This window comes from Algoriphagus sp. (genome assembly GCF_029254265.1).
In the GTDB taxonomy this organism is placed as follows: Bacteria; Bacteroidota; Bacteroidia; order Cytophagales; family Cyclobacteriaceae; genus Algoriphagus.
Window position 1 is genome coordinate 1 of the sequence record NZ_JAQWXX010000108.1, and the last position, 25,338, is coordinate 25,338.

Here is a 25,338-nt window from a genome sequence, read left to right on the forward strand (position 1 = left end):
CAGAATTACCTAGACGAGTTTTGTTACAAGCTCAACAGAAGATACTTCGGTCAAAAACTCTTTGACAGACTCATCATTGCTTCGATTTAATCATACTGGCAAGATTGCGGATATACATACTTTATTATTATCATTTTTAAAGAATTTTTTAAAAAAAACTCTAAACGATTGCTCACCAGAATGTCCAAATGGGGGATTCCCAATATCATGCGCAAGACAAGCAGCAGCTACAATATGACCAAAAGTTGAAGGCCCTATTTCTCCAGTACCCTCATCAACTTCTATCTTTGGTTCATTTTTCAAAATAAAAATACCCGCAAGTTTGCCAAGGGAGCGTCCGATACTTGAAACTTCAATACTGTGAGTTAGACGATTATGAACAAAATCGCTTTTGGGTATAGGAAAAACTTGAGTTTTATCTTTAAGTCTCCTAAATGGAGAAGAAAAAATTATCCTATCCAAATCTCTTTCAAACTCAGTTCTAGCATCTGTGATTACATCATAAGTTTTAGCACCAAATCGCTTGGGTGTAATTAATTTACTCCAATCAAGTCTCATATTATAAAAATTTTAAGTAGTCAATTTCTTTTTCTCTCCCTTAATCCTCTCTAACAGCTTCTCCGCTGGCTCCCAGTCCGCTTCCTTGCGGCAGGCTTCCAACTCCACTTCAGTAAGCAACTTGCCTTCAAAGGCTTGCTTCAAGATACTTTGTCGCAGTGATTCTGATTTCAGTAGATTGATCTGTATAGTCTCGGCCAACTTATCCGCCACTGATAGACGGGATTCGATTTCCTGAACGATTTGGGTTTGTAATTCCAATGCTGAAGGAAAAGGGATAAGATAATTTTTTAGTGAAGTTGAGTCTACGCTTTCCACTGTTGTACCATCCTTTGCACAAGTTTCCCTAATATCTCTTTCTCTGGATTTGCAAAACCAATAAACAAAAACTGGATCTAAATCTGAATTTGGAGTAAATGCCTGTAAATCTTGATTTACAGTAAGATCAACTTTTGAAATTGCAATAGGTAAGGTCCTTCTTAAAATTCCACTCCTTACAACAAATAATACTGAACCTCCACTTATCCATTTTGTAGAGGAGTTTTCAATTGCTTCTTCTGTAATTTTGTCAATAGTATTTGATATGAACTTTTCTTTCATGTCTTTAGGCGAAACCCACAAGACCGTTCCACTTTCCCAAAAAGAATGATTTGCCTTTGATGGGGTACCCCCACCTTTCCAAGAACCGCAATCCCTGAATTTTTTCCATTGCCATTTTTCACCATTAGTAAATCCCCCCTCAAAAGCCTTTTTCAGTACGGCTTGGCGGTAGATTTCGAGTTTGGCTTGGGCGGATTTGAGATTGGCGATGGCATGATCCAACTCGCTAAACAACTCCTCGATCCGGGCTACAATCGCTCTCTGCTCGGGGAGGGGGGCAACCTGAATTGGTAATATTGAAAACTTTGATTTGTTTAAAATTGGAAGGGTTGTAGATGAAGATGAATGAACAATCTTATTTTGAAAATCCTGGCTTATTATCTGATAGTACAGAAATTTACTTTCTATACTTCCATTTGGGATTATAGCATTTATTTGTTGATTGAAAGATCCTTCTCGTTTGATAAACCCAGTTTTTCCAATCGTTGCACCTATGCACGTTACAAGAATTGAATTTTTAGGCGCTTTTCTAGCACTTGCATATGCCTTCGATGACAAAAAATCATTCGACTCAACAGTAAGGATTCCTTGATTTAAATCTGTTGGCTTATAAAATGGGAAATCTTTGGAACTATAATTAGAAAAATCGTTTTTGGAAGGAGTTCCTCCAGTAACTATTTCTCCTATTGTTTTTAACTCAACCTCAATCCAGTCTTTTTTCATCCGAATAGTGAGGTTTGAGCTTCTTTCTTTGGATAAAAGACTCCAATTATCACGAATGGATTATTAGCTCTGCGTGTATGCCATTCTTTGGTAGTTCCCAGAAAAAAGTAAAGTTCTTTGTTTTCCAAAAAATTGGTTTCGTATTGCTGGCGCACTTTTTCCAAAGCGACATCTTGATCACCATCGGCATCTCTAAGACAGTTCCAATAGAGCTGACCAATCTCCCAATCCTCGATCATAAGCTTGGAAACTCTACCCTCATCATCTTCAAATTCGTACTTGAATTTCCAAGGTACTTTCGGGAATATTTCTTTTGCCTCTGCTTTGGGTTCATTAAACATATCCATCTGATCTTGTAAGGCCTTCCAAACTGGTTTCCAATCAGCTTCATCCTTCTCAATAATCAGACGCTTTATCTTTGTCGGTTTGAAAGTTGCCAAAGAGATATTTTTAGGATCTTTAGAGTCTTCTATTAGTTGAGTTAGGTTGGTATAGACATTTTGCAGGCATATGATCTTTCTGGCTGACCAGTTACTTTTGGTGTCTATCGTGTCTCCAATGACAATGTCTTTGAATTCATAATCCTGAGGTGAGTAGCTCTCAGGACGGAAATCATCAGATCGTTTTACCAGATCCAATTCTATCCATGTATATTTTCTGGATTTAACTTTCCCGGTAGATTTCATTCCTTTGAGATAACTTAATGGCATTGGATAAATTCTTATCCAAGTACCATCTTCCCGCATTCCTGCCGTGCAGACTAATTCATCATAGCTTCTTGAAGGCAAAGGATAAGTGGTGACTGTCAAAAGTATCTTTTCTCTAGGCATACTTTATAAATGTAAAAGTTCGTACTCGAAATCAGGTAATTGACAAATCGCCTCTGCCAAATGCTTGCGATGGCACTGGCAGATATTTGCTTCAAAACAGGTAATTGCAACCCGATAATGTGTCTTGATCAGCTCCATTATTTCTTCCTGTTGGGATAAAGTCTGAGGAAGTACTGTCTTTTTGTAGTCTTCAAAAAGTACATCATAATCCTGCTGGGTATTCAGTTCTTTTCTTTTGTTAGCTACAATTCCCACCTCGGGAATATGGATAAACCGAATTCCTACCCCATCACAAGCCATTTGTAATTGGGATTTATTGAAGCCATACTTCATACTGAAAGAGTTCTTCCTCACATCACACAGCACTTTGATATCAGCCGCCAGAAGCTTATTCATGTATTCCTCTAAGCTGAGTCCTTCATAGCCAATAGTAAAAAGTGCTTTTTTGGAAGATTGGGGTATCACAGATTTGACAATTGCCATTTCCTTGGTATTCAGATATCGGTCAGCTACGGTACTGTTTATGGCATAGTAAGGGAAATTAACATAGGTATAGCGGATCAGTTCTCTGGAAGTCTTGCCCTCAAATTTTGTTTTAAGCTTGGTCACTGCTATTCTATCCTCAGGCTTTAAATTTTTCCAATAGAGAGCCTGATCGAGTTTTTTCCAAGTTTTGTCACTTTCAGCAACCTGTTCGTACTTCCTCATGGTGGAAAGATCTGCGTTTGCCTGAAAAGAAAAACAGCCAAATTTGTAGGGGACAAAATGAAAACTTTTATCCTCTTGATAGGTAGTGAAAAGCATCAACAGCTTTTGTAGCTGAAGTTTTTCCAGTTCACCTCCAAAAGCTTCCAAAATTGCCAAAACCACTTTTCTTCTATAATACATCATTGTTACAAAGGTAATCCTAACTTTTCTTTAAGCTGAAAGCTCCTTATTTAACTCCTCAAATAAGTTGGCAGTTTCTGTCCCAAACATTTCCCACATTTTTCCTCTTCCGCCCTCACGATCAAAAGGAGTATAATCCAGATCATCCATTCCGATATGGAAACTGGAAGCAATATGATCTTTGATCATTCGCAGCCAAGCCAGTTGCTCTTCGGTGAACTTGTTATGCTGTCCGGCATTCTGCTGGAAAATCCACTTGCGAAAATTCTCATTTACCGTCGCATCATAAGATGTAAGCTGAGCGTCTATTCCAACTACTTTTCGGATCAGGGAAACCAATGTGATCAATTCTTTTTTGGGTGAGTTCTCCTTCACCTGTTCCAGTTGCTGATAGGCTTCCCAGATATAGTTAGGAGCAAGCAGTGGTCGATCCAGTTTGATTCGATCCAGAAGATCCTTCACCATTTTTAGGGTCAGTTCTCTTCTTCGGTAAGGTTGATCATAGAAGATCTCCAAAGCGATGATTTCATCTTTATGCGCATGAATGTATTCGGTAAAATCCTGAATGACCTGTTCTGCTTTTTCGGTGGTGAAGGTATCCCATTCTGCTTTGGTCACCTTGTCTAAGTTGACTCCATCGATTACCTGATCATGAGCTTTTCGTACTTTCTCTACATATTCGGTAAGTTCTCCTGTAAAGACTTGCGCAGCAGTAGTCCGAAGCTGATCCACCTCTAGTGTAATTGCTTTGGATATTTCATCCGGAGCCTCCCCTATTTTGTTTTGGGCTACTTCGGATTCGATCCGTTCGATCTCATCTGGATTGTAAGCATTCAGTAGGTTCTTGATTACGGTTTGTAAGCTTTTCCCCTCTGCCAGTTCAGAAAACTTCTCTTTCTCCGAAGGACTCAATTCTTTTTCCAGACGAAGCAATCTGTTTGCAAGAGAAAGAAACAAGTCTTCATCCTGTGCACCCATTTTGATTGCACCAAGCAAATCCTTTAAAGGCACTGTTGGTTTGCGCTCCAACGGTCTGCTGTCTGTTTTCTTTGATTTGATCGCACCAATGGCATCTACGATGACAAAATGTGTTTTGGTATGTTTGGCGGTACGGGTTACTTTTTGCAGATCATCAAAGTTGATCGTTCGTGTTCCTCTGCCTTTCATCTGCTCAAAGTAATTGCTGCTTTTCACATCCCGCATAAACAGCAAAACTTCCAATGGTTTTACATCCGTTCCGGTTGCAATCATATCCACTGTTACAGCAATGCGAGGAGCCCAGGAATTACGAAAACGGTTCAGTACAGACTTGGGATCTTCTTCGATCTTGTAGGTGATCTTTTTGCAGAAATCATTGCCTTCCCCAAATTCCTCTCGGACGATATTGATGATATCATCTGCATGGCTATCTGTCTTTGCAAAAATCAATGTTTTGGGCACTTCAAACTCCCCATCCTCATCAAATCGATCTGGGAAAATCGTTGGTAACGCCTCTTTAAATGCTCGGACAATTGTTCGAATCTGACTTGGATTGACTACATCCTTATCAAGTTTGTTTGGGGTATAGACCAAGTCATCATCCAGCTGTTCCCACCGTTTCTTTCGAGTAAGCTTTTCCCGTTTGTCAACAAACTCTTTCGCTTTGATGATCGACCCTGCTTTTGTGATTTCTGTTTCAATGGTGAAAACATCATAAGGCACATTCACACCATCTGCAACAGACTCTTCATAGGTGTATTCAGAAACAACATTTTGATTGAAGAAAGCAAAGGTGCGCTTGTCAGGCGTTGCAGTCAAACCAACCAGAAATGCATCATAGTAATCCAACACCTGTTTCCAGAGATTGTAAATCGAACGATGACATTCATCGATGATGATAAAATCAAACTGTTCAATCGGGTTTTTCTGTGTGTATGCAACAGGCAAAGGATCCTTTTTCTGCCATGTCCATCCTGATTCATTTGGATTCTCTTCTTCAGCAGATTCCTCCAGCTCCTTGCCCTGCAAGATGGAATACAAACGTTGTATGGTTGAAATACAAACCTGACTATCTGAAGCAATGTAGCTTGAAGTCAATCGCTGCACATTATATAATTCGGTAAACTTCCGGTTGTCATCTGTCGGTTGATATTTCAGAAATTCCTGTTCGGCTTGTTCGCCCAGGTTCTTGGTATCTACCAAAAACAGGATACGCTTTGCTTTGGAGAACTTCAACAAACGGTACACAAAGGTGCAAGCAGTAAATGTTTTACCTGCACCAGTCGCCATTTGAATCAATGATTTTGGGCGATTGTCTTTGAAAGACTTCTCTAAGTTCCGTATTGCTGTGATCTGCGCTGGACGTAACCCTGCTTCATCTAAAACAGGAGTATCTAAGAGTCTTGCACGAAGGGTTTCTGCATGTCCATTCCATTCAGCCAATGTTTCGGGCTTGTGAAAATGAAAAACAGGACGTGAACGAGGCTTTGGATCATTGTAATTCGTGAAACGTGTAATTGTCCCCGTGCTTTCATACACATAAGGCAAATCATCATGTTTCAGGTATTTCAGCTTGCTAGTTGCATATTCCCGTGATTGATCCTCCACCACCGTCAATCGCTCTCCCTCCTCTTCTCGTTTTGCTTCAATCACTCCAACAGGTTTGCGATCAACAAATAAAACATAATCTGCAGGACCGGAAGAAGTCTGGTATTCACGGATTGCAACACCCTTACCAGCTGAGAGATTAACCTCGTTTTTTGATTGCACCAACCATCCAGCCTGCTCTAATTGTTTGTCAATTAGATCTCTTGCGATTTGCTCAGGGTTTTGGTTGGAACTAGGAGTCATGAAAAAGATTTAAAAAGAATTTCAAATTAGAGATTTAATTTGAAAAAGCTAATGTGGTTTTTAGTAGTGGCTAATTATTTCTTTAAAATCTTTTCTCCAATAGCAATATGGACAAAGGAAAATGAATCTTAGTTATTCGGAAGATTCTTAGATAAAGATAGGCACCAAGAAAAAACTAAAAATACCCTGTACAGGGTATTTTATCTAAAAGACTAAATAACTAATTTGCAAACTGAATTATCGTTTACCAACCAAATTATTTAATACTGGTTGCTTCTTTTTTGTAGAACTTGTTCTGGGTCATTCCTTTTACATCACATACCAGCAAAAAACGACGGCTAATCAATCGCCTGAATCAATAAGATTTAAGGTTTTAAATTTTAAGCTTTTGAAATATTTACATGAGTAGGTTTCCAGCAAAAAATATATTCTTTCCAACAATAATCATTCTTCTTGGGCTCACTTATGCCCTAGGCTCGGGATTAGGAAAGACCATTTTCCCTCAGCCTTTGAAGCTTTTCTATTCTAATTCAGAAGATCCGGTAGCCGACTTTTCCTTTACTCCTGATAATGTCTGTGCTGACACCCCTATTAAATTCACAAATTTATCCACAGGCACAGATCTAACTTATAGCTGGGATTTTGGGGATGGAACTCCGGCATCAACGGTCAAAGACCCTACTCACACCTTCAATACAGCAATTGGCGGCGGAACAAAAACATTTACGGTTACTTTAACTGTTACCGAAAATGGAGTTCCAATTTCGGTTAAAAAAGATGTGACTATAAAAGAAATCCCGTCGATGAATGTGACTAGTGACAAGGGAGATACTGACTTTGAAAATCTGAAATATTTTATCGTTTGTGAAAATCAGCCATCAGAATTCACCTTTTACAATGCAGCAGGGACAAATGAGAAAAACACACTATACCAAATTGAATGGGGAGACGGTAGTCCGGGTTTTAGCGGTACAAATTGGACAGAATTAAAGCATATCTACGCTGTCGGTATTTACAATCTGACCTATTCAGTCACCTCAGAAAACGGATGTAAAATTTCCAAAAAATATGGTGTATTTATTGGTTCAAATCCAGCCGTAGGACTTGGAAACCCAGGAAACACCAATGTCTGCGTTGGTGAAGCCTTAACTTTCCCTATCACAGGGACTGAAAACAATCCAGAAGGTACAACTTATACAGTCACCTTTTCAGATGGATCAACCCCTCAGGTTTTCACACATCCTGCTCCACCATCTGTCACACATATATTTACGAACACATCTTGCGGCTCTGAAGCCGATGGATTCCAAAATTCATTTTCAGTAAAAATTGTCGCTCGAAACCCATGTTCAGCCTCTCAAGCTTCGGTAGTACCAATCTATGTTTCAGAACCTCCAAAACCGGTAATTAAATTACTTGAAGAAACCATATGTGTAGAACAAAGCATTACGATTGAAAACACGACTGTTTTTGCAACGGAAGTAAATAATAATGGGCAGTGCAGTCAAGAAGGAAAGTTTGTTTGGGAAATATCACCAGCAACAGGTTGGACCTTGCAGAGTGGAACATCTCTAGGAACCCGTCCAAACCCAAACACCCCCAACTCATGGATTTCTGGGTCTAAAAACATTACTCCAAGATTTGACACTCCTGGCATATATACAATCAAGTTGATTACCGGAAATCGATGTGGAATCAAGGAGGAGATCAAGACGATATGTATTATCCCAAAACCTGAGTCATCATTCACTTTAGATAACATGGAAGTATGTGGTCCTGCAACCGTAATGGCTACAAACACCTCCAATATTTTGGGGACATGCGGCACTGCAAATCCAGAGACTTTCAACTGGACTGTTTCTTACTCCAATGGAACTTGTGGAACAACTTCCGATTGGGAGTTTACCGATGGATCAAATAAAAATTCTGAGAGCCCAAGTTTCCTTTTCAAGAACCCTGGAATTTATACAATCAGGTTGACGATTGATGCAAGTTGCGGCAATGTCTTCAAAGAAGAAAAAATCACCGTGACTGCACCACCTGTAATAAATATATCTGCTATTCCTGATTCATGTGGGCCAACAACTATTACTCCAAAAGCAACAGTGGGAGTTTGTGATTCCGGCACCCCAACTTATAAATGGACTTTCGAAGGTGGAGTTCCTGCAACTTCTTCCAGTTTGGATCCAGGCCCTGTTACGTTCTCAAGTCCTGGACTTAAGAAAATCACTTTAGAGGTTACCTCTACCTGTGGAACGACCATTTCCGAAAAAACATTTACCGTAAATGAGCTACCTATTGCGGATGCAGGACCAGACACAGAAATCTGTAATGGAGAAGAAGTAAATCTAGACGGGACTGTACCCAGTGGCACAGGGCCGTTTATTTATCAATGGACCAGTACGCCTGCTTCACCAATACAGGATGGCAATTCGGCTACCCCAACGGTTAAACCAAATCAAACGACTGTTTATAAATTAACAGTGAGAGACCAAGTAACGAACTGTATTGCTACTGATGAGGTCGAAATCAAAGTAATCCCAGCACCAATAATCCTATTTGAAATTGCAAATCAGGAAATCTGTTCGGGTGAGAAAAGCAATTCGGTGAAAATCACTTCTAATCCACCAGGAGAAGTAATTGAGTGGACTGCGATCTCGGTAGGTGTAACAGGACTGACGAGTTCAGGAACATCAGAAATTCCCGCTCAAACTTTAGTCAACACAACCGGATCTCCACAGGATGTTATTTACACCGCAACAATAAAGGCTCCTACCCAGGGAAATTGCATAATTACTCCAGTGAAATACATTATTAGAGTAAATCCAGAACCTATTTACGTAGACGAAAATTTGGCTGTTTGTAGTGACCAGGAATTTGATTTTCAACCCAAAAATTTATTATCAGGCACAAAATTCACTTGGACGGTAAGTGCTCCAGCCGGTTTGCTTGGCGCTTCCAATTCAAGCTCTCCTCAAGGCTCGATTAAGCAAAAACTCCTAAATGAAACCATCAATACCATAGATGTAACCTATTCAATAATTCCATTTCTGGGAGATTGTCCGGGAAAACCATTCGATTTAATTGTTACCGTAAAGCCTGCCCCAAGTCTCATTTACGACCTGCCTAATCAAGAAATTTGCTCCGGAGACCTTTCCATGCCTGTCAAGATTACCACAAATCCTGCGGGCGGATCCATCACTTGGATATCAACCGATAATGGTGTCCAAGGGGTGGTCACGACAGGAACCGATGAAATCCCTGCTCAGACTTTGATAAACAATACCGGCGCTCCAATTGAAGTGATATTCACTGCGAAAATCGCAAATTCTACTACCGGAGAATGTAGTCTTGCACCTCCTAAATACACCATACGAGTAAATCCAAACCCCGCTTATTCGAATGAAACAAGGGTTATTTGTAATGATCTGGAATTGAATTTCCAGCCTAAAAATTTGGTACCAAGTTCATTATTTACCTGGACTGTGAATGCTCCAGTTGGAATAAAAGGAGCTTCAAATTCTACGAGCCCCCAGACTGCAATCAAGCAAAATCTCCTTAATGAATTGACAATTCCACTTGAAGTTACTTATACCCTCACACCTTCACTAGGTCCTTGTACTGGCCAGCCTTTTGAATTGAAGGTTACTGTCCAGCCTTCTCCCTCCATCAACTTTTCCAGACAAGACCAAGAAATTTGTACTGAATCTCAAACAGAAGAAGTGAGCCTAAGCTCGGAGGTTGCTGGAGCCCAATTCTCCTGGACAGCAGATCCAAAAGGTGTTCAAGGTGTTACTTCCTCAGGTACTGGAAATCAAATCCCTGTTCAAACTTTAATCAATCCCACCACTGCTCCAATTACAGTTGAATATAAAGTAAGCGTGAGCACAAATACTGGAGGTTCTTGTTCAGGGGTACCAAAGACTTACCGAATTACGGTTAATCCTTCCATTACTTTGACTGACCAAGTTTCAGATTTTAATGGATTTGGAATAAGCTGTTCAGGTGCCAATGATGGATCAATCAAACTCAATCCAACGGGTGGAAATGGAGTTTTTACTTATTCATGGACTGGTCCAACTGGCTTCACCTCAAATTCAAAAGATCTGGCAAATCTTAAACCTGGATCCTATCAAGTTAGTATTTCAGATCAGTTTGGTTGCTCCATTTCAAAAACATATCAGATAACTGAGCCACAGCCAGTCCTAGCCAATGTGGTTTCAAAAACTAATATCCTTTGTGCAGGTGATGAATCAGGAGCTATTGAAATCTCTGTATCAGGAGGAATAAGTACTATTCCTTATCAGTTTGAATGGACAAGAAATGGAGTTTTATTTTCTTCAACCTCTCAAAATTTATCCAGCGTTCCAGCAGGTACCTATGACGTAAAGATCATTGATGCTAACGGATGCTTTAAAATTCTTTCAGGAATTCAGCTTACAGAACCTGCTGCTGCATTGGTGATCAATTATCAAAAAACAGATATCAGTTGTTATGGAGCAAATGATGGTGCACTGGATTTGGACGTGAGTGGCGGGCTACCTCCCTATTCAATAAGCTGGTCCTTTGGTTCAGGTCAGAATTCTTTTGACAATCTTGGCCCCGGAGATTATACCCTCATAGTAGCTGATCAAAGTGGTTGTACAAGATCTCAAACCATTACCATAGAGGATGCTCCTCTATTTGAAACTATCCCTGAGATAACGCAGATTTCTTGCTTTGGAGAACAAGATGGGTCTATTAAACTCAATTTGAATGGTGGTGTAGGCAAAACAACAATCCGATGGGATCATGGACCCGAACTTGAAAATCTTTTCAATCTCCCTGCTGGTTTTTACGCTGTGACAGTGAAAGACGAAACTGACTGTGAGATACGAAGTGAGTTCAATATAGTCGAGCCAGCGCTGCTTCAACTTGAACCAAGGGTGACAGATGCACTGGACTGCATTAATACTCAAAGTGGAGAAATAAGCTTAGGGATTACAGGAGGAACCCCTCCTTACACCGTTCAATGGAGTAATGGGGGCACAACTGAAGTTTTAACAGGGATTACCTCAGGTCAATATGCTGTGACCGTAAAGGATGCTTCAGGGTGTTTTATAAATCAGTCCTTTGATATTAAAAGACCACCCGCATTAAGTATCGTTGGCTTCCGGTCGACGAATGTTCAATGTAGTCCTAGATTGATAGAGGAAGAATTTCAAATAACAGTCACGGGAGGTGTAGCCCCTTATACTATTCAATGGTCCGGCGGAAACGTATCAACTGACGGGAAAACTATGGTTACTAATTCTCCAGGATTATATGAAGTGGTAGTCACAGATGGAAAAGGATGTGTTAAAAACGAAACATTTGAAGTCGAAAGTCTTGACGTAATTCCTGAGGCTGAAATTGAATCGGCAGCCTTTGAGCAGTACAATTCCTACTTGGTGAATTTCGAGATTCAGTTTTTGAACAAATCATTTGGTCAAATAACCTCCTACTTCTGGGATTTTGGAGACGGTACGGAAAGCTTTGAAGAAAATCCAAAACATACCTACACTTCTGAAGGTGAGTATGAAGTAATTTTGACGGTCACTGATATTTTTGGATGTTCTGCAGAAGTAAAAAAGAAAATCTCTGTTTTCGATTATTATTTGGTTGTCCCAAATGTTTTCACTCCAAATGAAGATGGTATCAACGATTATTTCTTCCCGAAGTATATCAATATCGAATCACTTGAATTCTGGATCCTTAATAAATGGGGTGAAACCATCTTCTATACTGATGATCTAAATTCACAAGGCTGGAATGGAAAAATTAACCAAGAGATAGCCTTACCCGGGAATTATGTCTACAAATTAAAATTCAAAACTCTGGATGGAAGAACCCAAACCCAGACGGACCTCTTTATGCTGCTGAAATGAGAAAGTTTTTGAAAATAGTAGTTTTAGTTTTAATCATCAGCTTTGATGGGAATGCACAGGATTTTCATTATTCTCAGTTTTACGCTGCTCCTCTCTATCTAAATCCCGCACTTACAGGAAGTACAGAGCTTTCACGGATAGGACTTAATTATCGTAAACAATGGCCCGGTCTTGACCATGACTTCAATGCCTATTCTGCCTATTTTGATCATTATAGTTTTGACCTGAGAAGCGGGATTGGATTTGCAGTAAATAGCTTTCAGGAAACCAATATGAAAGTCAATACCACAGATGTCTCAGCTTTTTACTCTTACAACCTTCAAATTTCAGATTCTTGGAATTTCAGAATGGGAACACAAGTTTCATGGGTAAGAAGAAGTGCCGACTTGGATAATCTGATTTTTGGCGACCAAGTGGATTTGTTAAACCGAACCATTAATTCTGGAACAATAGATAATGTTCCTGATTTTGAGCCCTATTCTTATCTTGATATTGGATTTGGAGCACTATTGAACAATGAAAATTTTTGGTTGGGCTCTTCCTTCCATCATGTCAATGAACCGGGATTGAGTTTTTATCCGGATGATGAAGTTGGTTTTCTTCCCATAAAATGGAGTGTTCATGGAGGCTGGAATTTCCCTTTGGGAGCCAATCAGTTCTTTGGATCCAAGTTTGACAACATGGCCTCTGTCATGGTTAACTACAAAAAGCAAGGACCTTTTCAACAATTCGATATTGGGAGTCAATTCCTTTATAGATCTTTGATTACTGGTCTTAGCTACCGGGGAATCCCAGGTATGCGTGGATTACCCAATCAAGATTCAATCATTTTTTTAGTAGGCTTGAAACTCGATACAGGAATGGTGATTGGTTACAGCTATGACTTTATGGTTTCCAATATTGGCAGCCAGACTAAAGGTGCCCATGAAATATCCATCCGATACCAGTTCTTTATGGGTGATCCTAAATATCGAAATCAGAGATCGACCATATTAAGATGTTTTGATTTTATGATGTAATCCATAACTAATCTAGCGGGACTAAGATTCTTAAGAAAAAAGAATGACCATGATTAGCTCTTCAATCAAAATCCGAAAGCCAATCTTTCACCCCAAATCACTCCCCTTATTTCTTAGAATCATTTAGCACCAAAAGGGGATAATGCGTGATAGAGGCCATGTCTTGGGTAAAATGATGGGGGAAAAGTCCACCGGAATCCCGGGCTACCATTGCTATCAATCCGGTATCGCTGTTTTTGCTGAGGTAAAAATTAATCCCCTCCAATACTTTATTGCTAAACACGGTGACAGGCTCAGTCTCCAGGCTATGATTGAATCCGGAGACCAGAGCTTTCCTCACCAAGCCCTGTTGAAAGTTAAGTTTTGTGTTTTTTGGGCGGACGTTTACGATCCGGAGCCTTGGTTCTATCATTAGTGAAGTGATGTCTTCCAGGATATCCAAGGTTGTCTCATGTTCCAACTCTTCCAAGTCAGTAGCAAGGATCACGCGGTTCTTCCCATTTCTGTTGAATTCTTCAAAGCGGACAGTTTCCGGAATGACAAGGATAGGCAGCTTAATGCTACCGATGACTTTCATTGTGTTGCTTCCTATAAAAATCTTTTTTAGTCCACTGGCACCTTTGGTACCCATCACAATCAGATCTCCCCCTTCGCGCTTTATCCAACTGGTCAATACAGAAATGATATCACCTGTTACTATTTGGGCTTCACAACGAAGATCAGCACCAAAGTTATCCTGAGTAGTTGCCAGGAGTTGGCTTAGCTTCTGTTTTGCTTCCGCTTCATTTTCATCAGCTGGGTTTGCATGAATGATCGTTAGTTTTGCCGAGGCTCTTTTGGCTATTTCAGCAGCAAACTTCAAGGAAGTTCCTGCCTCATTTGAAAAATCTACAGGAGCGATAATTGAACTTAGCATAGGGATAATTTTAAAACTTAAAATCAAAATATAAAAGAATTTGGATAAATCGAAACGAATTCAATTCCTAAGTCAATGAAAACCCTTTTAACTGCAGCTTTCCTGTTTTTCTTTTTCTCCAAAGCATTTACCCAAGATTATCGGTTCAACCCTCCTTGGAATTCACCTCCTGAAAGTGCCGTCAATTTTACTATTCCTGGGATTGACAATGTTCCAGATCTTTATGGGGACATCAATGCCCCCCAATTAGTCGTTTTATTTGCAGGAAATCAGTTTATGGTAATGAATAATCTGTTTGCTGCTGGGTGAGGTTTGAAACTTTGCCCTACTATACAAACCATCCCGACAATTGTAGGGACTACACCTAGACCTAATCACGTTCCTACTACTTCTAGAAGGGGAGGAATTAATCTAAAACAATAAGTCTATAACCCAAAACTTCACATCAAACCTAATCTCTTATACCTATCCTCCAAGAGACTTTCATAATCATTTTGCATCTCCCTCCAGCAATCCCAAGTCAAGAGGAAGATAAAAAGTAGGTTTATTTAGGGTTTATAGAGGGATTTGTCAGATTTTATTTAGGGTAAGTACAATTTAAACGTAACTAAACCCTATCTAAAGCTTCTCTTATTACTCTTGTATTCATTAAGTTAGATAGACTAATATTTTTTTTGTTTACTTTTTTCTAACTTAAGGTTATCGTTGTGTGACCTTTAGACTTTTAAGCCATGGCCATCTTATCTGATCAAAACCTTATTTTACCAAAGGGAAAACTCGGCAATCTAGTTTTCTATACCCTCAATGGCAAAACGGTGGTTCGCAGCAAACCATCCGGCAATCATAAAAACAAATTCAATCCCAGCCCACTTCAATTGATTCAGCGGGAAAAGCTGACTACCATTAATGGTTTTTTGAAGCCGATCAAGCAGGTCTTGAACTTTGGCTATCAGCAGTTTCTAACCCAAAGTAAAAAGGGAATGCATTGGGCTTTTTCTGAACTCAGTGCAAAAGGCTATAATCATACTTTGGAGACTAAAGTCGATCCTTCCTTTCTAAAGATAAGTAAGGGAAATCTTTTGGGACCTGAAGATTCACAGCTAAGGTTAGAAGGCGGTACTATCCAAATCACCTGGAAAGACAATTCATTTGAAGGAAATGCCAGGGCAAATGATGAAGTCTCGGTGCTTTGCTATAATGTAGAAGAGAAAAGGTATAAATGGTTTCAAGGCTTGACCCGAAGAAATGCAATACAGGCGCAGGTTCCATTTGATATTGAGCTGGGGAGAGGATCATGGCATATTTATCTGATATTTGCTCAGGAAAATGCCAAAACCAGGCAATACCTTCTGGCTGATTCGGTGTATTTGGGAAGAATTTAGGATAAAAAATGCTATGGTAAAGATTACTCAAGCAGGGATATACTATCCCTGCTTGAGCAATCTAAAAGACTCTTTTATAAAATAGATTTTCAATAGGTTAATTCTAGCTTCAATTTACCGCTAAGTTTAGGGATAGTAGCTGTTCTCAAAATTAATCTCATTTAAATAGGAGATTAAAGCTCCTTACTTCTTTTTCAAATTCTTGTATTTGCCAAACCTATATCCAATCAAAAACTGGTACTTATAACCCAGAGACCAAGTGTCCAATGTCCCCGATGAATCCAATTCATTTTCATTAAGGAATTCTTCCAGCAATGGAAATTTATTGAGCAATCCTTGAAGGATTTCATTTTGAACATCTTCCGAATCAAACTCAAAATCACCTTGTAATTGTGCCTTAAAATTATACCTGGAAACGGAAGGACCAACCAAAACCAAATCTAGAGTCCAGCGATCATTGAAAACAAATTGGTATCCCAACTGTGCTCCGATACTTAAGATATTTAATCTTGAATTCAAATTTGCTTCTTCAGGCATTTCAGCCCCAGAATAAACTATTCCTCTGTCCGATTTGAAACCAAGTGCTGTGACATATGGCCCAATATAAACACCTCTAGGTGCCGCAAATTTATTTTCCTTTTTCAGGTAAAACCTATACTCCCCCCCTATTTTGTATCCGCCTTTATTTTCCTCTCTTTTCCCCACAATGTTTTCTCCAAAATTCGCTATTCGGGGAAACTCTAGATAACCAGCAGTCACTACAAAACTTTGATTTTGCTTTACAACTCGCTCAAATGATAAATTAAAGTGGTTGGCATAAATCAAATTACCTGTCAAATCGATTTTAATGGTATTCCGTCTTAAGCTAATTGCAGTGCTATCTTGAGCTTTGGAAAATTGTGAAGAGAATACCGCCAAAATGAAAAAAAGGAAAAGTCTCATAATTAGGAAAGGTTGGATGGATCATGTTTATCTCTTAAAGGTCGAACTTTATCCCTGAAGTTTTTGAAAATCAGACCAGACTTCATAATGATAAAAGTCATATTTCGTCAAATTAGGGCAACATATTCCTCATTTTCCGATCTATCTAGTGTCATATTAAAAACATGTATTGTGTTCAGAAAAATTCGACAACAATATATTTCAGGGCATCTGGATTTGTAAACCTAAGTTTCCTCCAAAAAAATAACCTGCCCGAATACTCAAGCAGGTTAATAGATTAATAAGAAAGGACTGATTTTACAATCTTCCTCTTCTTTTCACCAATTCTTTTCTGATTTCATTTGCCTTATCCTCTGTGATATTATAATTCCACATGGTAAGAATAGCTAATAGAGCTGTCACCACCGGAACAATAACATCTGCGATTCTGAGATTAGTTAAAGTTTCCATGGTTTGTGTAGGCATATTTTGATCCCAACCGACAATAGATAAGATCAAACCACTAAGGCCAAGTGCAAGTGCAGACCCTATTTTTACCATCAGCCAATACACTGCTCCAAAGGTCCCCTCTTTTCTAGGCATTCCATTATTCAATTCATCCAGATCACAAAGATCCGCAGTCATACTCATCATTAGAGTGAAGAGACCACCAATTCCAAATGACATAAATGGTACTTGGATAAACATGAGCCAGGTAATCTCTGGATTAAATCCCCACCACTTCATACTATATCCAATTATTGAAATGAATGTTGAAATAATAAATGCATTCTTTTTCCCCCATTTCTCAGCCATTTTGGTAATAATGGGAATCACCAAAAACATGGTAGAAGCTGCCGCTAAGGTATTGTACCAGGCAGGCCACTGCCCAGCTGCTCCATAGTCTCCATTAAACATGTAATAGACTATGATGAATAGCGAGAACTGTGCAATAATCTGAAAGCCATTAAACACTAAAAAGGTGGCTCCGCATACTCTTAAAAATTGCTTATTAATTAATATCTCTTTCATTCCTTTGAAGAGATTCAACATATTTTTCTTGAAATCCTTTAGAGACAGATCGGATCTACCAGTGAGATTGGTCTGATCTATTTCCTTACAAAGCAAAGCTGGTAAAAGTGCAAGGAACAAACAGAGGATTCCCGTTATTATTGCGACCGTTCTTACTCCTTCGGTTTGGGTTGGAAATATATTTGGCTGTGCAATCACCCACCAAATCCAAGGTGCTATCATCCATGCCAATTGCCCAATGATTTGAGATGAAGCCATTAGACGGGTCCGCTCATTGTAATCCGAAGTCATTTCGTAACCCAAGCCTATTAGGGGGGTTGCAAAAATCGTATAGCCTATATAAAAGACAAATGACAAAAGAAGAATGTACCAAAAATGAAAAGTGGATGAATCCTCTGGATTTAATTGCCACATAATGATAAATGTGATCCCTGTAATAAAAGCCCCAAGAAAAATGTATGGCTTTCTCCTTCCCCACTTGGATCTGGTATTATCGGTAATATAACCCATGATTGGATCAGTAATGGCATCCAAAAGTCTAGGGATAGAGGATAATAAAGCTGCATCCAGCGGATCCATTTTATAAGCCACGACCAAGTAGTACATGAATGCTCCTAGCGCTGCGGGAAAAAGTTGATTTGCTAAATTTCCTGCTCCAAAGGCAAATTTCTGCATCAAAGGAACGATGTCCTCGGGAGCGGTTTTGTAGTGGGACATATTTTGGGTTTAAGGTTATTTAATAAATGAGAATGAAGTACTCAAAAATCATTTAGGTTTCAATATTTTGAAAATCAACAAGTTTCTAAGATATAGGAAAAATTCAAAAAAATTAATCCTTTAGAATGATTCTCATTGGATTCAATTCCATTTTAAACACTGTATATCTTATCGATCATAGGCCTCTTTCACCACTTCGAAAGTTAACTTTTTGTTTCTATCAACATCTACAATTCCCCAGTACTCTTCGTTAGGAGTCCCATCATAAGGAACTCCGCTACTATTGGGAGCCCATCCGCCTTGATCTAGCACAGCTGGGTTTCCGGCTTTCCACAGCTCATCCGAGAATGCAAAGAGGGTAACTCCAGATCCCACTTCTTGATTCGCAAAGACAGATTTCAAAATATTTCTATTCGCATCTGCCTGTGCTTTTTCATTTACGCCCTGTTCATATCCCGCTTTGGAGATGGTCATGTAACTATCCCCTCCTGCTTCAGACAAATACATAGGTTTATCACTTACAGCTTCCCATTCTTTATAAAGATCAGTCGCATCATCCCATCTGTAGACATTCATCCCCCAGACATCAATTTCTGTCCCCATACTGAGCGCTAATGAATCAGGCAGATCGCCATGCGCGGTCGTTACAGGATGATTCGGGTCATTTTGATGAATAAGTTTAGCAGCATCATTCATGGCCTTGTACCAATTCTTAATGTCATTTTCAAACCACTGAGGATGATAATTATACTCATTTCCCACCTCCCACATTAGGATAGCATTGTGATCTTTAAACCTATTGACGTAATCAATAAAAGTTCCTGAGAGAATATCAAATTCACCATCCTGATTGTACCCGAAACCTATGATCACTTTCATCCCCGCCTTATCCATTTCATCCAATACAGCTTTTTCCTCTATTGGCGAATAAACCCGGATTGTATTGATTCCTGCCTCTTTCATCAGGGCTAAATCTTCAGTGAGCGGTTTAAAATTCCGAACAGTATCACCTTTAGCAACCGGGTTGTAACAAATACCCTTGATAAAATAAGGAGATTCATTGACAAGTATTTTTCGGCCCTCCAGACTTATCTGGTCTTTTTCTTTTTCAGAAGTGCAGGCAATAGAGATAAGAAAAAAGAGAAATAGCAGCTTTGAGTAAGTATTCATTTTGTTTGGTTTCAATTGTTAATCCTTGGAAGGGGGTACTAAAACATCCTGCATCAGTGAATCGAAATTTCCATTGTACGTTTTAGTGATTTTTTCGCCACCACGAGTTAAGCCCTCAAACTTGCCTTCATCCACCATTTCCCAGAGTGGATATTTTGCCTGGCCTGATAAATTGATCAACCCAAAATGATTTTCAGATCCTTCAGGGTTTTTTGCATCCTTCCATTGCTCGTCAAAAGCTTCAAAATAAAAGCATGAAATACCCTCTGTATTTGTCCACTCTCTCATATGCTGATAATATAAAGCTTGCTTGTATTCATCTGTGGCTCTAGACCCTTCAGGCCCATAAAACCCGTCAGAAACTGTGGCCCAGCCAGTTTCTCCGATATGAATTGATTTCTCCACTCCTATACTTTTCATATAAGATCGAACCGAATCATATTGTGACTTTGCAAAATCTCTTGCCCGGATCATTGCAGCATCAATTTTCTCTTTTTCAGAAAGGTCAGCTAGACTATCACTTTCCCTCCAAAATGCAGGGTTATAATGGGTATTGTGATAAGGATAGGTATGCATAGATATAAAATCGACTGCTTTGTAAAGTGCTACCAAATCTTCTGTATGATACGATGCGTCACCTCCACCCCAAGAAGAAAAATCATCTGAACTGGTAATCCAAATATCAGCTGGAAGCCCCCCACTTTTTTTCAGGTCCTGAAGATGATTAACCCATTTTAAAATGTATTTAGGTTGGACGAAATAACTGGTTGCCCACCTTACCATAGCCTCGTTTCCGACGGCTATCATTTTTAGAATGTCAGGATATTGATTGGCCAGTTTTACTACTCTTTCTATTTCTCCCGCGTTTGCCGGACTTTCTGCTTCATGATTAGGTTCTAGGTCAGTCCATGCATTTTCACAGTCTATCCAGGCACCCATCATTACATACATTTCAAAGTTTGGGTCCTCGGATTTCATTTGAGAAATGGCTTCCAAAAGATTGGGAACTTCCATGAATTGAACGTTATACGTTCGAAGCACTTTTATATTCATTGCCTCCAGAATTCTCAAATCTTCTTTAAGTTCTTCCATCGTAGGTTGAATATCTCTGCTTTTTGCCCTGTAGCCACCGTATGAAATGGCCTGATAGTCAGGGCTCCCTAAAATATCAGCAGCAGATACTGTTTTTCCTCCCTCTATCTTTTGATTACAACTCAACAGCGAAAAAGTGAATAAACTTACTATCAGTATGTTAAATCCTATTTTCATGTGTTTATAATTTGTTTTCAATTGTCACATGGAATCTCGAATGGTTGATAATCATACCAGTGTGTGACTTTTTAGTCATGCTCGATTTCATGTGATTACAATTTTTCTTTAAGGCCATCCCGATAGCTATCGGGAGGAATCTCGCATGGTTGATAATCATACCAGTGTGTGACTTTTTAGTCATGCTCGATTTCATTCCTCTATTTGTTTACAAATACATGAATCTGCTCAATTTCTCCAGTCCTTTGGAAAAGCATTTGACTAAAATCCTTACCTAGTTTCAAGGAAGAAATTATTTTACTCGATTCATTTTTGAAGTGAAGTTCTATTCGCTCTTCATTGGATAAATGATAAAGAATCGGCACCTGACAATAGGTGAAAGCCAAAGCACCAATTGGTACGGGTATCTCCATTGGTGAGAAATCAAGATCAAGGTAGGAAAATGCTTCTTCATGCTTTAAAAACTCATTCTTTTGCAATAAATCAGGTTTAAATTCCACAGAGCCATCCAGTACACGAACTCCCAGTTCTCCGAAACGAGTTAGAATATCCTCTTTCACCTGTCCTGTCATTCCCGGCTGCTGGGCACCTTTTCCTCCAGGAGTATGGGAATATGGATCAGTTGGAAACGCCCCATAGAGTTCAGGTGATTTATGCACACCTATTCCCTCATTGATTTCATAATAATGTTCCACCAATTGACCAATAAGCCTCTTATTGTTATTGTTTTTAATTGCCTCGATACAGCACTCCTGTGCCGCAACTGCAAGTTTGGAAACCATATGCCAATAAATAGATCCAAGTCCTTCATAGCCATAAAAAGTACCGGATCTTCCGGTGAATGCTTTATGATTGAAAACCTCCTCAAAAATCTTCAGAAGAGAATTACTCTCGGCTTTCACCAATTCATCATACTTTGAATCAAGTCCATTGAGCGCTGTTTTAAGGCTTTCCGCATTATTGAAATTTCCATTAAAGTGGAAATCTCCCAGGACATCCTTTTCAATTATTTCCCGGTTTCCATCATGGAGCAAGCTTTGAAGCAATTTCGATTTTTCAACTGCCTTAGCTGGAATCAGGTTTCGATTGACAAAAAGCGGTAGTTCTTTATTGGGGTAAAGGATAAAGCTATTCTGATCCGCTCGGTATAGATTACTTTTTCTAAGCGCATCCAATACTGAAAGACTTTCTTCAGAAGACAAGAAACCAGAACTCAAGGCTGCTACTTGCCCTTCCAACATTTCGCTTAAAAAGGAAATAGAGACTTCATTTTCATTTTCAACTGTCATCAAATTGTAAGCATGATACAAGTCGTCTGTCCGCTTATTTGCGCGGATAGAATGATCCAGATACCGAAGTGCCAATTTTGTGAATTGCTTTAGCTCTTCTAAATCAAGGTTAAATTTTCTTGCGGAGAATCCGGAAGAATAGATTTTTGCTCTAAAACTACTAGCTGATTCACCCAATCCATCCATGATTTTTCGACGATCTTGGTCAGAAACCGGGCCTGACAAAACCTGCTCATTATTGATTAGGGTATCCATTATACCCTTGAATAAATGACTTAATTCTTCAGAAAGCGAAACCTCCACAAGATTGGAATCATGAAGTAGATTTTGGAAAAAGGATAGAAATCTCCTCATATAATATAAGGTGACCATCGAGACTCCATTTCCTACCAAAGCATTGTTTGCATCATTCCACTCAGGACGCTGCGTATTCATCCAAATTCCGCCCTCTGGGATGAAATTCGATACTTTGGAAAGTACGGTTGCCAGAATCTTTTCAAGAAAATTGACTTTGTATATTTCATTTTCAGAACTAAATAAAAGCGCTCCGTCACTACCCATTTGCTCTCGCTTTAGACGGATTTCATGATCTGACTTTTCATCGAATTCGATGGTGTCTTTGGGATTCTTGATAATATCCTTGTAGGGCTTGATTTTGTAAGGAACATTCGCATAGACGAATAAATCAGCATTAAACAACCTTTCAAGTCCGCCTTTTTTGTGATTTTCAAGAAACTCCAAAAACTTGAGCAAATAGATAATCTGATGATCACCCCAATAACCAATATAAGACCAGGGATCATCAGGCTCGATGATCTCCCAATCAAAGCCGTCTTTGGTGACGCGATAAGGATTATACCCATCGAAAGTACTCGCATTCAAAAACTTATGAATCATACTTTCAATATATTCCGGGTAAGAGTGAGCCAATGCTTCCCAGTTTTGAAAGATATCTCTCCAATTCCCCTGATAATCCAGGATTTTAGATCCGTCAGTTTCATTTTGGGTATTGATGGAGAATTTGTTCCATGGCCTACTTGGATCACCGTGTCTGCGACTGAATTTGAGCGGGAGGTATTCGAAGCATATTCTGCTGAAATCTTTATCCTTGCTTTCTCCGGCAAGTTTCATAAGCTCTTGATGTGAAAACTTCTCCGGTAACGCGTCTAAAACTCTTTTGCTTGAGTTAAACACATTTTTGTTGGCTTTAGAGAAGAATTTTGAAAAGTCTGCTTTTTCTATGTTGTAATTATCGTCAAAAATGCCCCCTCTCATGATATTGAACATCACATTAGCGAAATGTCGTGAGTTTTTTCGCCTGTCTGAGGTCAATTGGATTCCATCGGCAGAAGCAGTCAGAGCTTTTAGATTTTGAGTACCTGACCGAACATCTTCCTCAATTTCTTCCCATAAGTTCTGATTTTTCTTGATCGTTTCTGTGAGTTCAATCACAGCAGACGGACCTTTGTTGACATCAGCAAGTGTCATCCATGTTTTTTCTTCTCCACTAGTTAAGCTGAGTTCATTTAGAACAAAATAAGCTCCTCTTTCTGCGCGCACATCAGTCTCCCCTTTGATCGGAAGCCCCTTTCTGAAGTGATCCAATTGTAAAGAGGATAACAGTACTTCAGAATGATCCAATCCTAAAGACCAGGCAACATTTGCTTTTAGAGCCTCGCTTGGCTCAGCCTTATCGACAATGATAGCACTTAGTGTGAAAAGCCCTAAATGGGATTCCCCAATAAGTTCTGTCTTTTTATAGGCATCGATTAAGTTACTTGAAGACTGTTGAAGACCAGGATCCACTCCATATGGAAGCACATTTTGAATTCCATCGACAAGCTCCACTTTAAGTGTTTCTTTGGAATTGTTAACCAGTTTACATTTCCGTACAAAGCCAAATTTGTTGCTTGAATTCCAGCTGTATTGGAAACTCAGGCCCAAGTCATGATTGATTTCTTCAAAGATGATTTTATTCCCAAATTCACTTTTGTAAAGATTTCGAGTGAGGTCATAAACCCCTGTATATCGATCTGAAAAGGGTTCCCAAATTCTTTTTTCGCCGTTCTGATGAATTCGAAAAACACTTTTGCTCCCTGTAATATCATAGGAATCAGTGATCTTATCGTCTGAGTAATATGGGAAAAGCGCAAAATTGTTGTTTTTCCTACCCGCAGTCAACCCTCCATTGCTTGCAATAAACATCCAGTGATTGGAATCACTGACGATACTCATAAAAAAAGGTCTTAAGGAATCACTGTTTGTGATTTTGTAAAATGCTTCGTTGTTTACTAGGATATAATCCATTTAAAAGAGTTTAGGTCTGATATACCATTTATTATAAGCACTAAAATACAGTTCTATAAATCAAATAACCTTATTTAAGTACAGAACTAAAATGGCTCTTCAATATTATTTTTTTATTTGAGATCCACAAAACCTTCATTTTAAAACAGCTTTTGTAACATAATTGATAATTTTTTTATCAAAATCGAATAAAAAACACTCATAAAAGTGTCTTTTCTCACAGATTTTATCATATTCATGCGTTTTAAAGAATTATTAAATGCCTCAAGTCATAAAAAAAGGAAAAGAACATATTCGGATATGTCCTACCAACACCCTAAAAATTGAATATTCTGCCGATGGTGGCGAAACTTGGAACCTAAGATATATGGGTAATCCTGCAGGCCCAGGTAGTTTCACGGACTTAGAAGATGGAGGAAAAGAACTCCTTGCCACCACAGACAATGGCTCCTTCTACTCAAAGAATAAAGGTAAATCCTGGCTCAAAAGAGGATAAAATCTACCTCCCTTTGATTCTTTAGAGTCTAACTTCCGATTAAACTTATTTCAGTAGTAACCAATTTTGATCAAGTTTTAAAGTTGCCAAAAGGATTTTTCAATACTATAAAATCCTTTACGACTTAAATTAACTTCATAATTGAATCTGGCAATTGGATCAATTCCAAGAATTTTAACTTCTGTGGAGATGTAATTCTGTGCAAGTTGGAAAAATCAGAATAGCCTTTAAAAAATCATAGGTAATTTGTGCTATGGACAAACAAATCCTTATCGACCTTGTCACGAAAACTATGCCCTATGGAAAATATAAGGGCCGTTTACTCTGTGACATCCCCGAACATTACCTAGTATGGATGCATGGACAGGGTTTTCCGGAAGGCAAACTTGGGATGTGGCTTCATACCCTCTATGAAATCAGACTCAATGGTCTGGAAGGAATATTGGCAGAGCTGAAAAAGAACTATTCTAAAATTTATTAATCAGT

17 protein-coding genes are annotated in these 25,338 nt (G+C 39.0%); 6 read left to right on the forward strand and 11 right to left on the reverse strand.

What is annotated here, in order from left to right; translation table 11 throughout:
• Positions 1-90: 90 nt before the first annotated feature.
• From P8O16_RS16245 to P8O16_RS16265, 5 genes are read right to left on the reverse strand one after another with little or no spacing between them, the layout of a single operon-like run.
• Positions 91-558 (reverse strand): HD domain-containing protein, encoded by a 468-nt coding sequence (locus P8O16_RS16245; RefSeq protein ID WP_367182827.1) that lies wholly within the window; start codon positions 556-558, stop codon positions 91-93.
• A gap of 12 nt (positions 559-570) precedes the next feature.
• A complete protein-coding gene (locus P8O16_RS16250) occupies positions 571-1,881 on the reverse strand; it encodes a restriction endonuclease subunit S (protein ID WP_300316489.1) in 1,311 nt (436 codons plus the stop codon).
• Positions 1,878-2,711, reverse strand: coding sequence for a hypothetical protein (locus P8O16_RS16255; protein ID WP_300316490.1), 834 nt, complete (start codon positions 2,709-2,711; stop codon positions 1,878-1,880). The genes P8O16_RS16250 and P8O16_RS16255 overlap by 4 nt, the downstream gene beginning before the upstream one ends.
• Before the next feature lie 3 nt (positions 2,712-2,714).
• Complete coding sequence (locus P8O16_RS16260) at positions 2,715-3,602, reverse strand: DUF488 family protein (RefSeq protein ID WP_300316491.1); 888 nt, start codon at positions 3,600-3,602, stop codon at positions 2,715-2,717.
• A 27-nt stretch (positions 3,603-3,629) separates the two neighbouring features.
• Positions 3,630-6,428, reverse strand: a complete 2,799-nt coding sequence (locus tag P8O16_RS16265) for a DEAD/DEAH box helicase family protein (RefSeq protein ID WP_300316492.1) — start codon at positions 6,426-6,428, stop codon at positions 3,630-3,632.
• 401 nt (positions 6,429-6,829) lie between these two features.
• On the opposite strand from P8O16_RS16265, the gene P8O16_RS16270 reads away from it, so the two are divergent.
• Both P8O16_RS16270 and P8O16_RS16275 read left to right on the forward strand, forming a co-directional pair.
• Positions 6,830-12,334: a PKD domain-containing protein gene (locus P8O16_RS16270; RefSeq protein WP_300316493.1), complete on the forward strand. Its 5,505-nt coding sequence runs from the start codon at positions 6,830-6,832 to the stop codon at positions 12,332-12,334.
• Positions 12,331-13,353 (forward strand): PorP/SprF family type IX secretion system membrane protein, encoded by a 1,023-nt coding sequence (locus P8O16_RS16275; RefSeq protein WP_300316494.1) that lies wholly within the window; start codon positions 12,331-12,333, stop codon positions 13,351-13,353. Before P8O16_RS16270 ends, P8O16_RS16275 begins: the two co-directional genes overlap by 4 nt.
• A gap of 106 nt (positions 13,354-13,459) precedes the next feature.
• Here P8O16_RS16275 and P8O16_RS16280 read toward each other — a convergent pair whose 3' ends face one another.
• A complete protein-coding gene (locus tag P8O16_RS16280; RefSeq protein WP_300316495.1) occupies positions 13,460-14,269 on the reverse strand; it encodes a universal stress protein in 810 nt (269 codons plus the stop codon).
• Between the two features lie 75 nt (positions 14,270-14,344).
• Here P8O16_RS16280 and P8O16_RS16285 point away from each other — a divergent pair, with 75 nt between their 5' ends.
• Positions 14,345-14,578: a hypothetical protein gene (locus P8O16_RS16285; RefSeq protein ID WP_300316496.1), complete on the forward strand. Its 234-nt coding sequence runs from the start codon at positions 14,345-14,347 to the stop codon at positions 14,576-14,578.
• A gap of 422 nt (positions 14,579-15,000) precedes the next feature.
• A complete protein-coding gene (locus tag P8O16_RS16290) occupies positions 15,001-15,651 on the forward strand; it encodes a DUF6266 family protein (RefSeq protein ID WP_300316497.1) in 651 nt (216 codons plus the stop codon).
• A gap of 183 nt (positions 15,652-15,834) precedes the next feature.
• On the opposite strand, the gene P8O16_RS16295 is transcribed toward P8O16_RS16290, so the two are convergent.
• From P8O16_RS16295 to P8O16_RS16315, 5 genes are all read right to left on the reverse strand, one after another.
• Positions 15,835-16,593: a DUF3575 domain-containing protein gene (locus tag P8O16_RS16295; protein WP_300316498.1), complete on the reverse strand. Its 759-nt coding sequence runs from the start codon at positions 16,591-16,593 to the stop codon at positions 15,835-15,837.
• A 297-nt stretch (positions 16,594-16,890) separates the two neighbouring features.
• Positions 16,891-18,321, reverse strand: coding sequence for an MFS transporter (locus tag P8O16_RS16300; protein ID WP_300316499.1), 1,431 nt, complete (start codon positions 18,319-18,321; stop codon positions 16,891-16,893).
• 168 nt (positions 18,322-18,489) lie between these two features.
• Positions 18,490-19,491 (reverse strand): glycoside hydrolase family 2 TIM barrel-domain containing protein, encoded by a 1,002-nt coding sequence (locus tag P8O16_RS16305; RefSeq protein ID WP_300316500.1) that lies wholly within the window; start codon positions 19,489-19,491, stop codon positions 18,490-18,492.
• An 18-nt stretch (positions 19,492-19,509) separates the two neighbouring features.
• Positions 19,510-20,760, reverse strand: coding sequence for a glycosyl hydrolase family 17 protein (locus P8O16_RS16310; protein ID WP_300316501.1), 1,251 nt, complete (start codon positions 20,758-20,760; stop codon positions 19,510-19,512).
• Positions 20,761-20,960: 200 nt separating this feature from the next.
• Positions 20,961-24,356 carry a hypothetical protein gene (locus P8O16_RS16315; protein ID WP_300316502.1) on the reverse strand — a complete coding sequence of 1,132 codons (3,396 nt, stop codon included), beginning with the start codon at positions 24,354-24,356 and terminating at the stop codon, positions 20,961-20,963.
• 259 nt (positions 24,357-24,615) lie between these two features.
• Between P8O16_RS16315 and P8O16_RS16320 the strand changes: the two genes are divergently transcribed.
• Positions 24,616-24,852, forward strand: a complete 237-nt coding sequence (locus tag P8O16_RS16320) for a hypothetical protein (RefSeq protein ID WP_075349688.1) — start codon at positions 24,616-24,618, stop codon at positions 24,850-24,852.
• A gap of 253 nt (positions 24,853-25,105) precedes the next feature.
• Positions 25,106-25,333: a DUF3820 family protein gene (locus P8O16_RS16325; protein WP_300316503.1), complete on the forward strand. Its 228-nt coding sequence runs from the start codon at positions 25,106-25,108 to the stop codon at positions 25,331-25,333.
• The last annotated feature ends 5 nt before the right edge of the window (positions 25,334-25,338 follow it).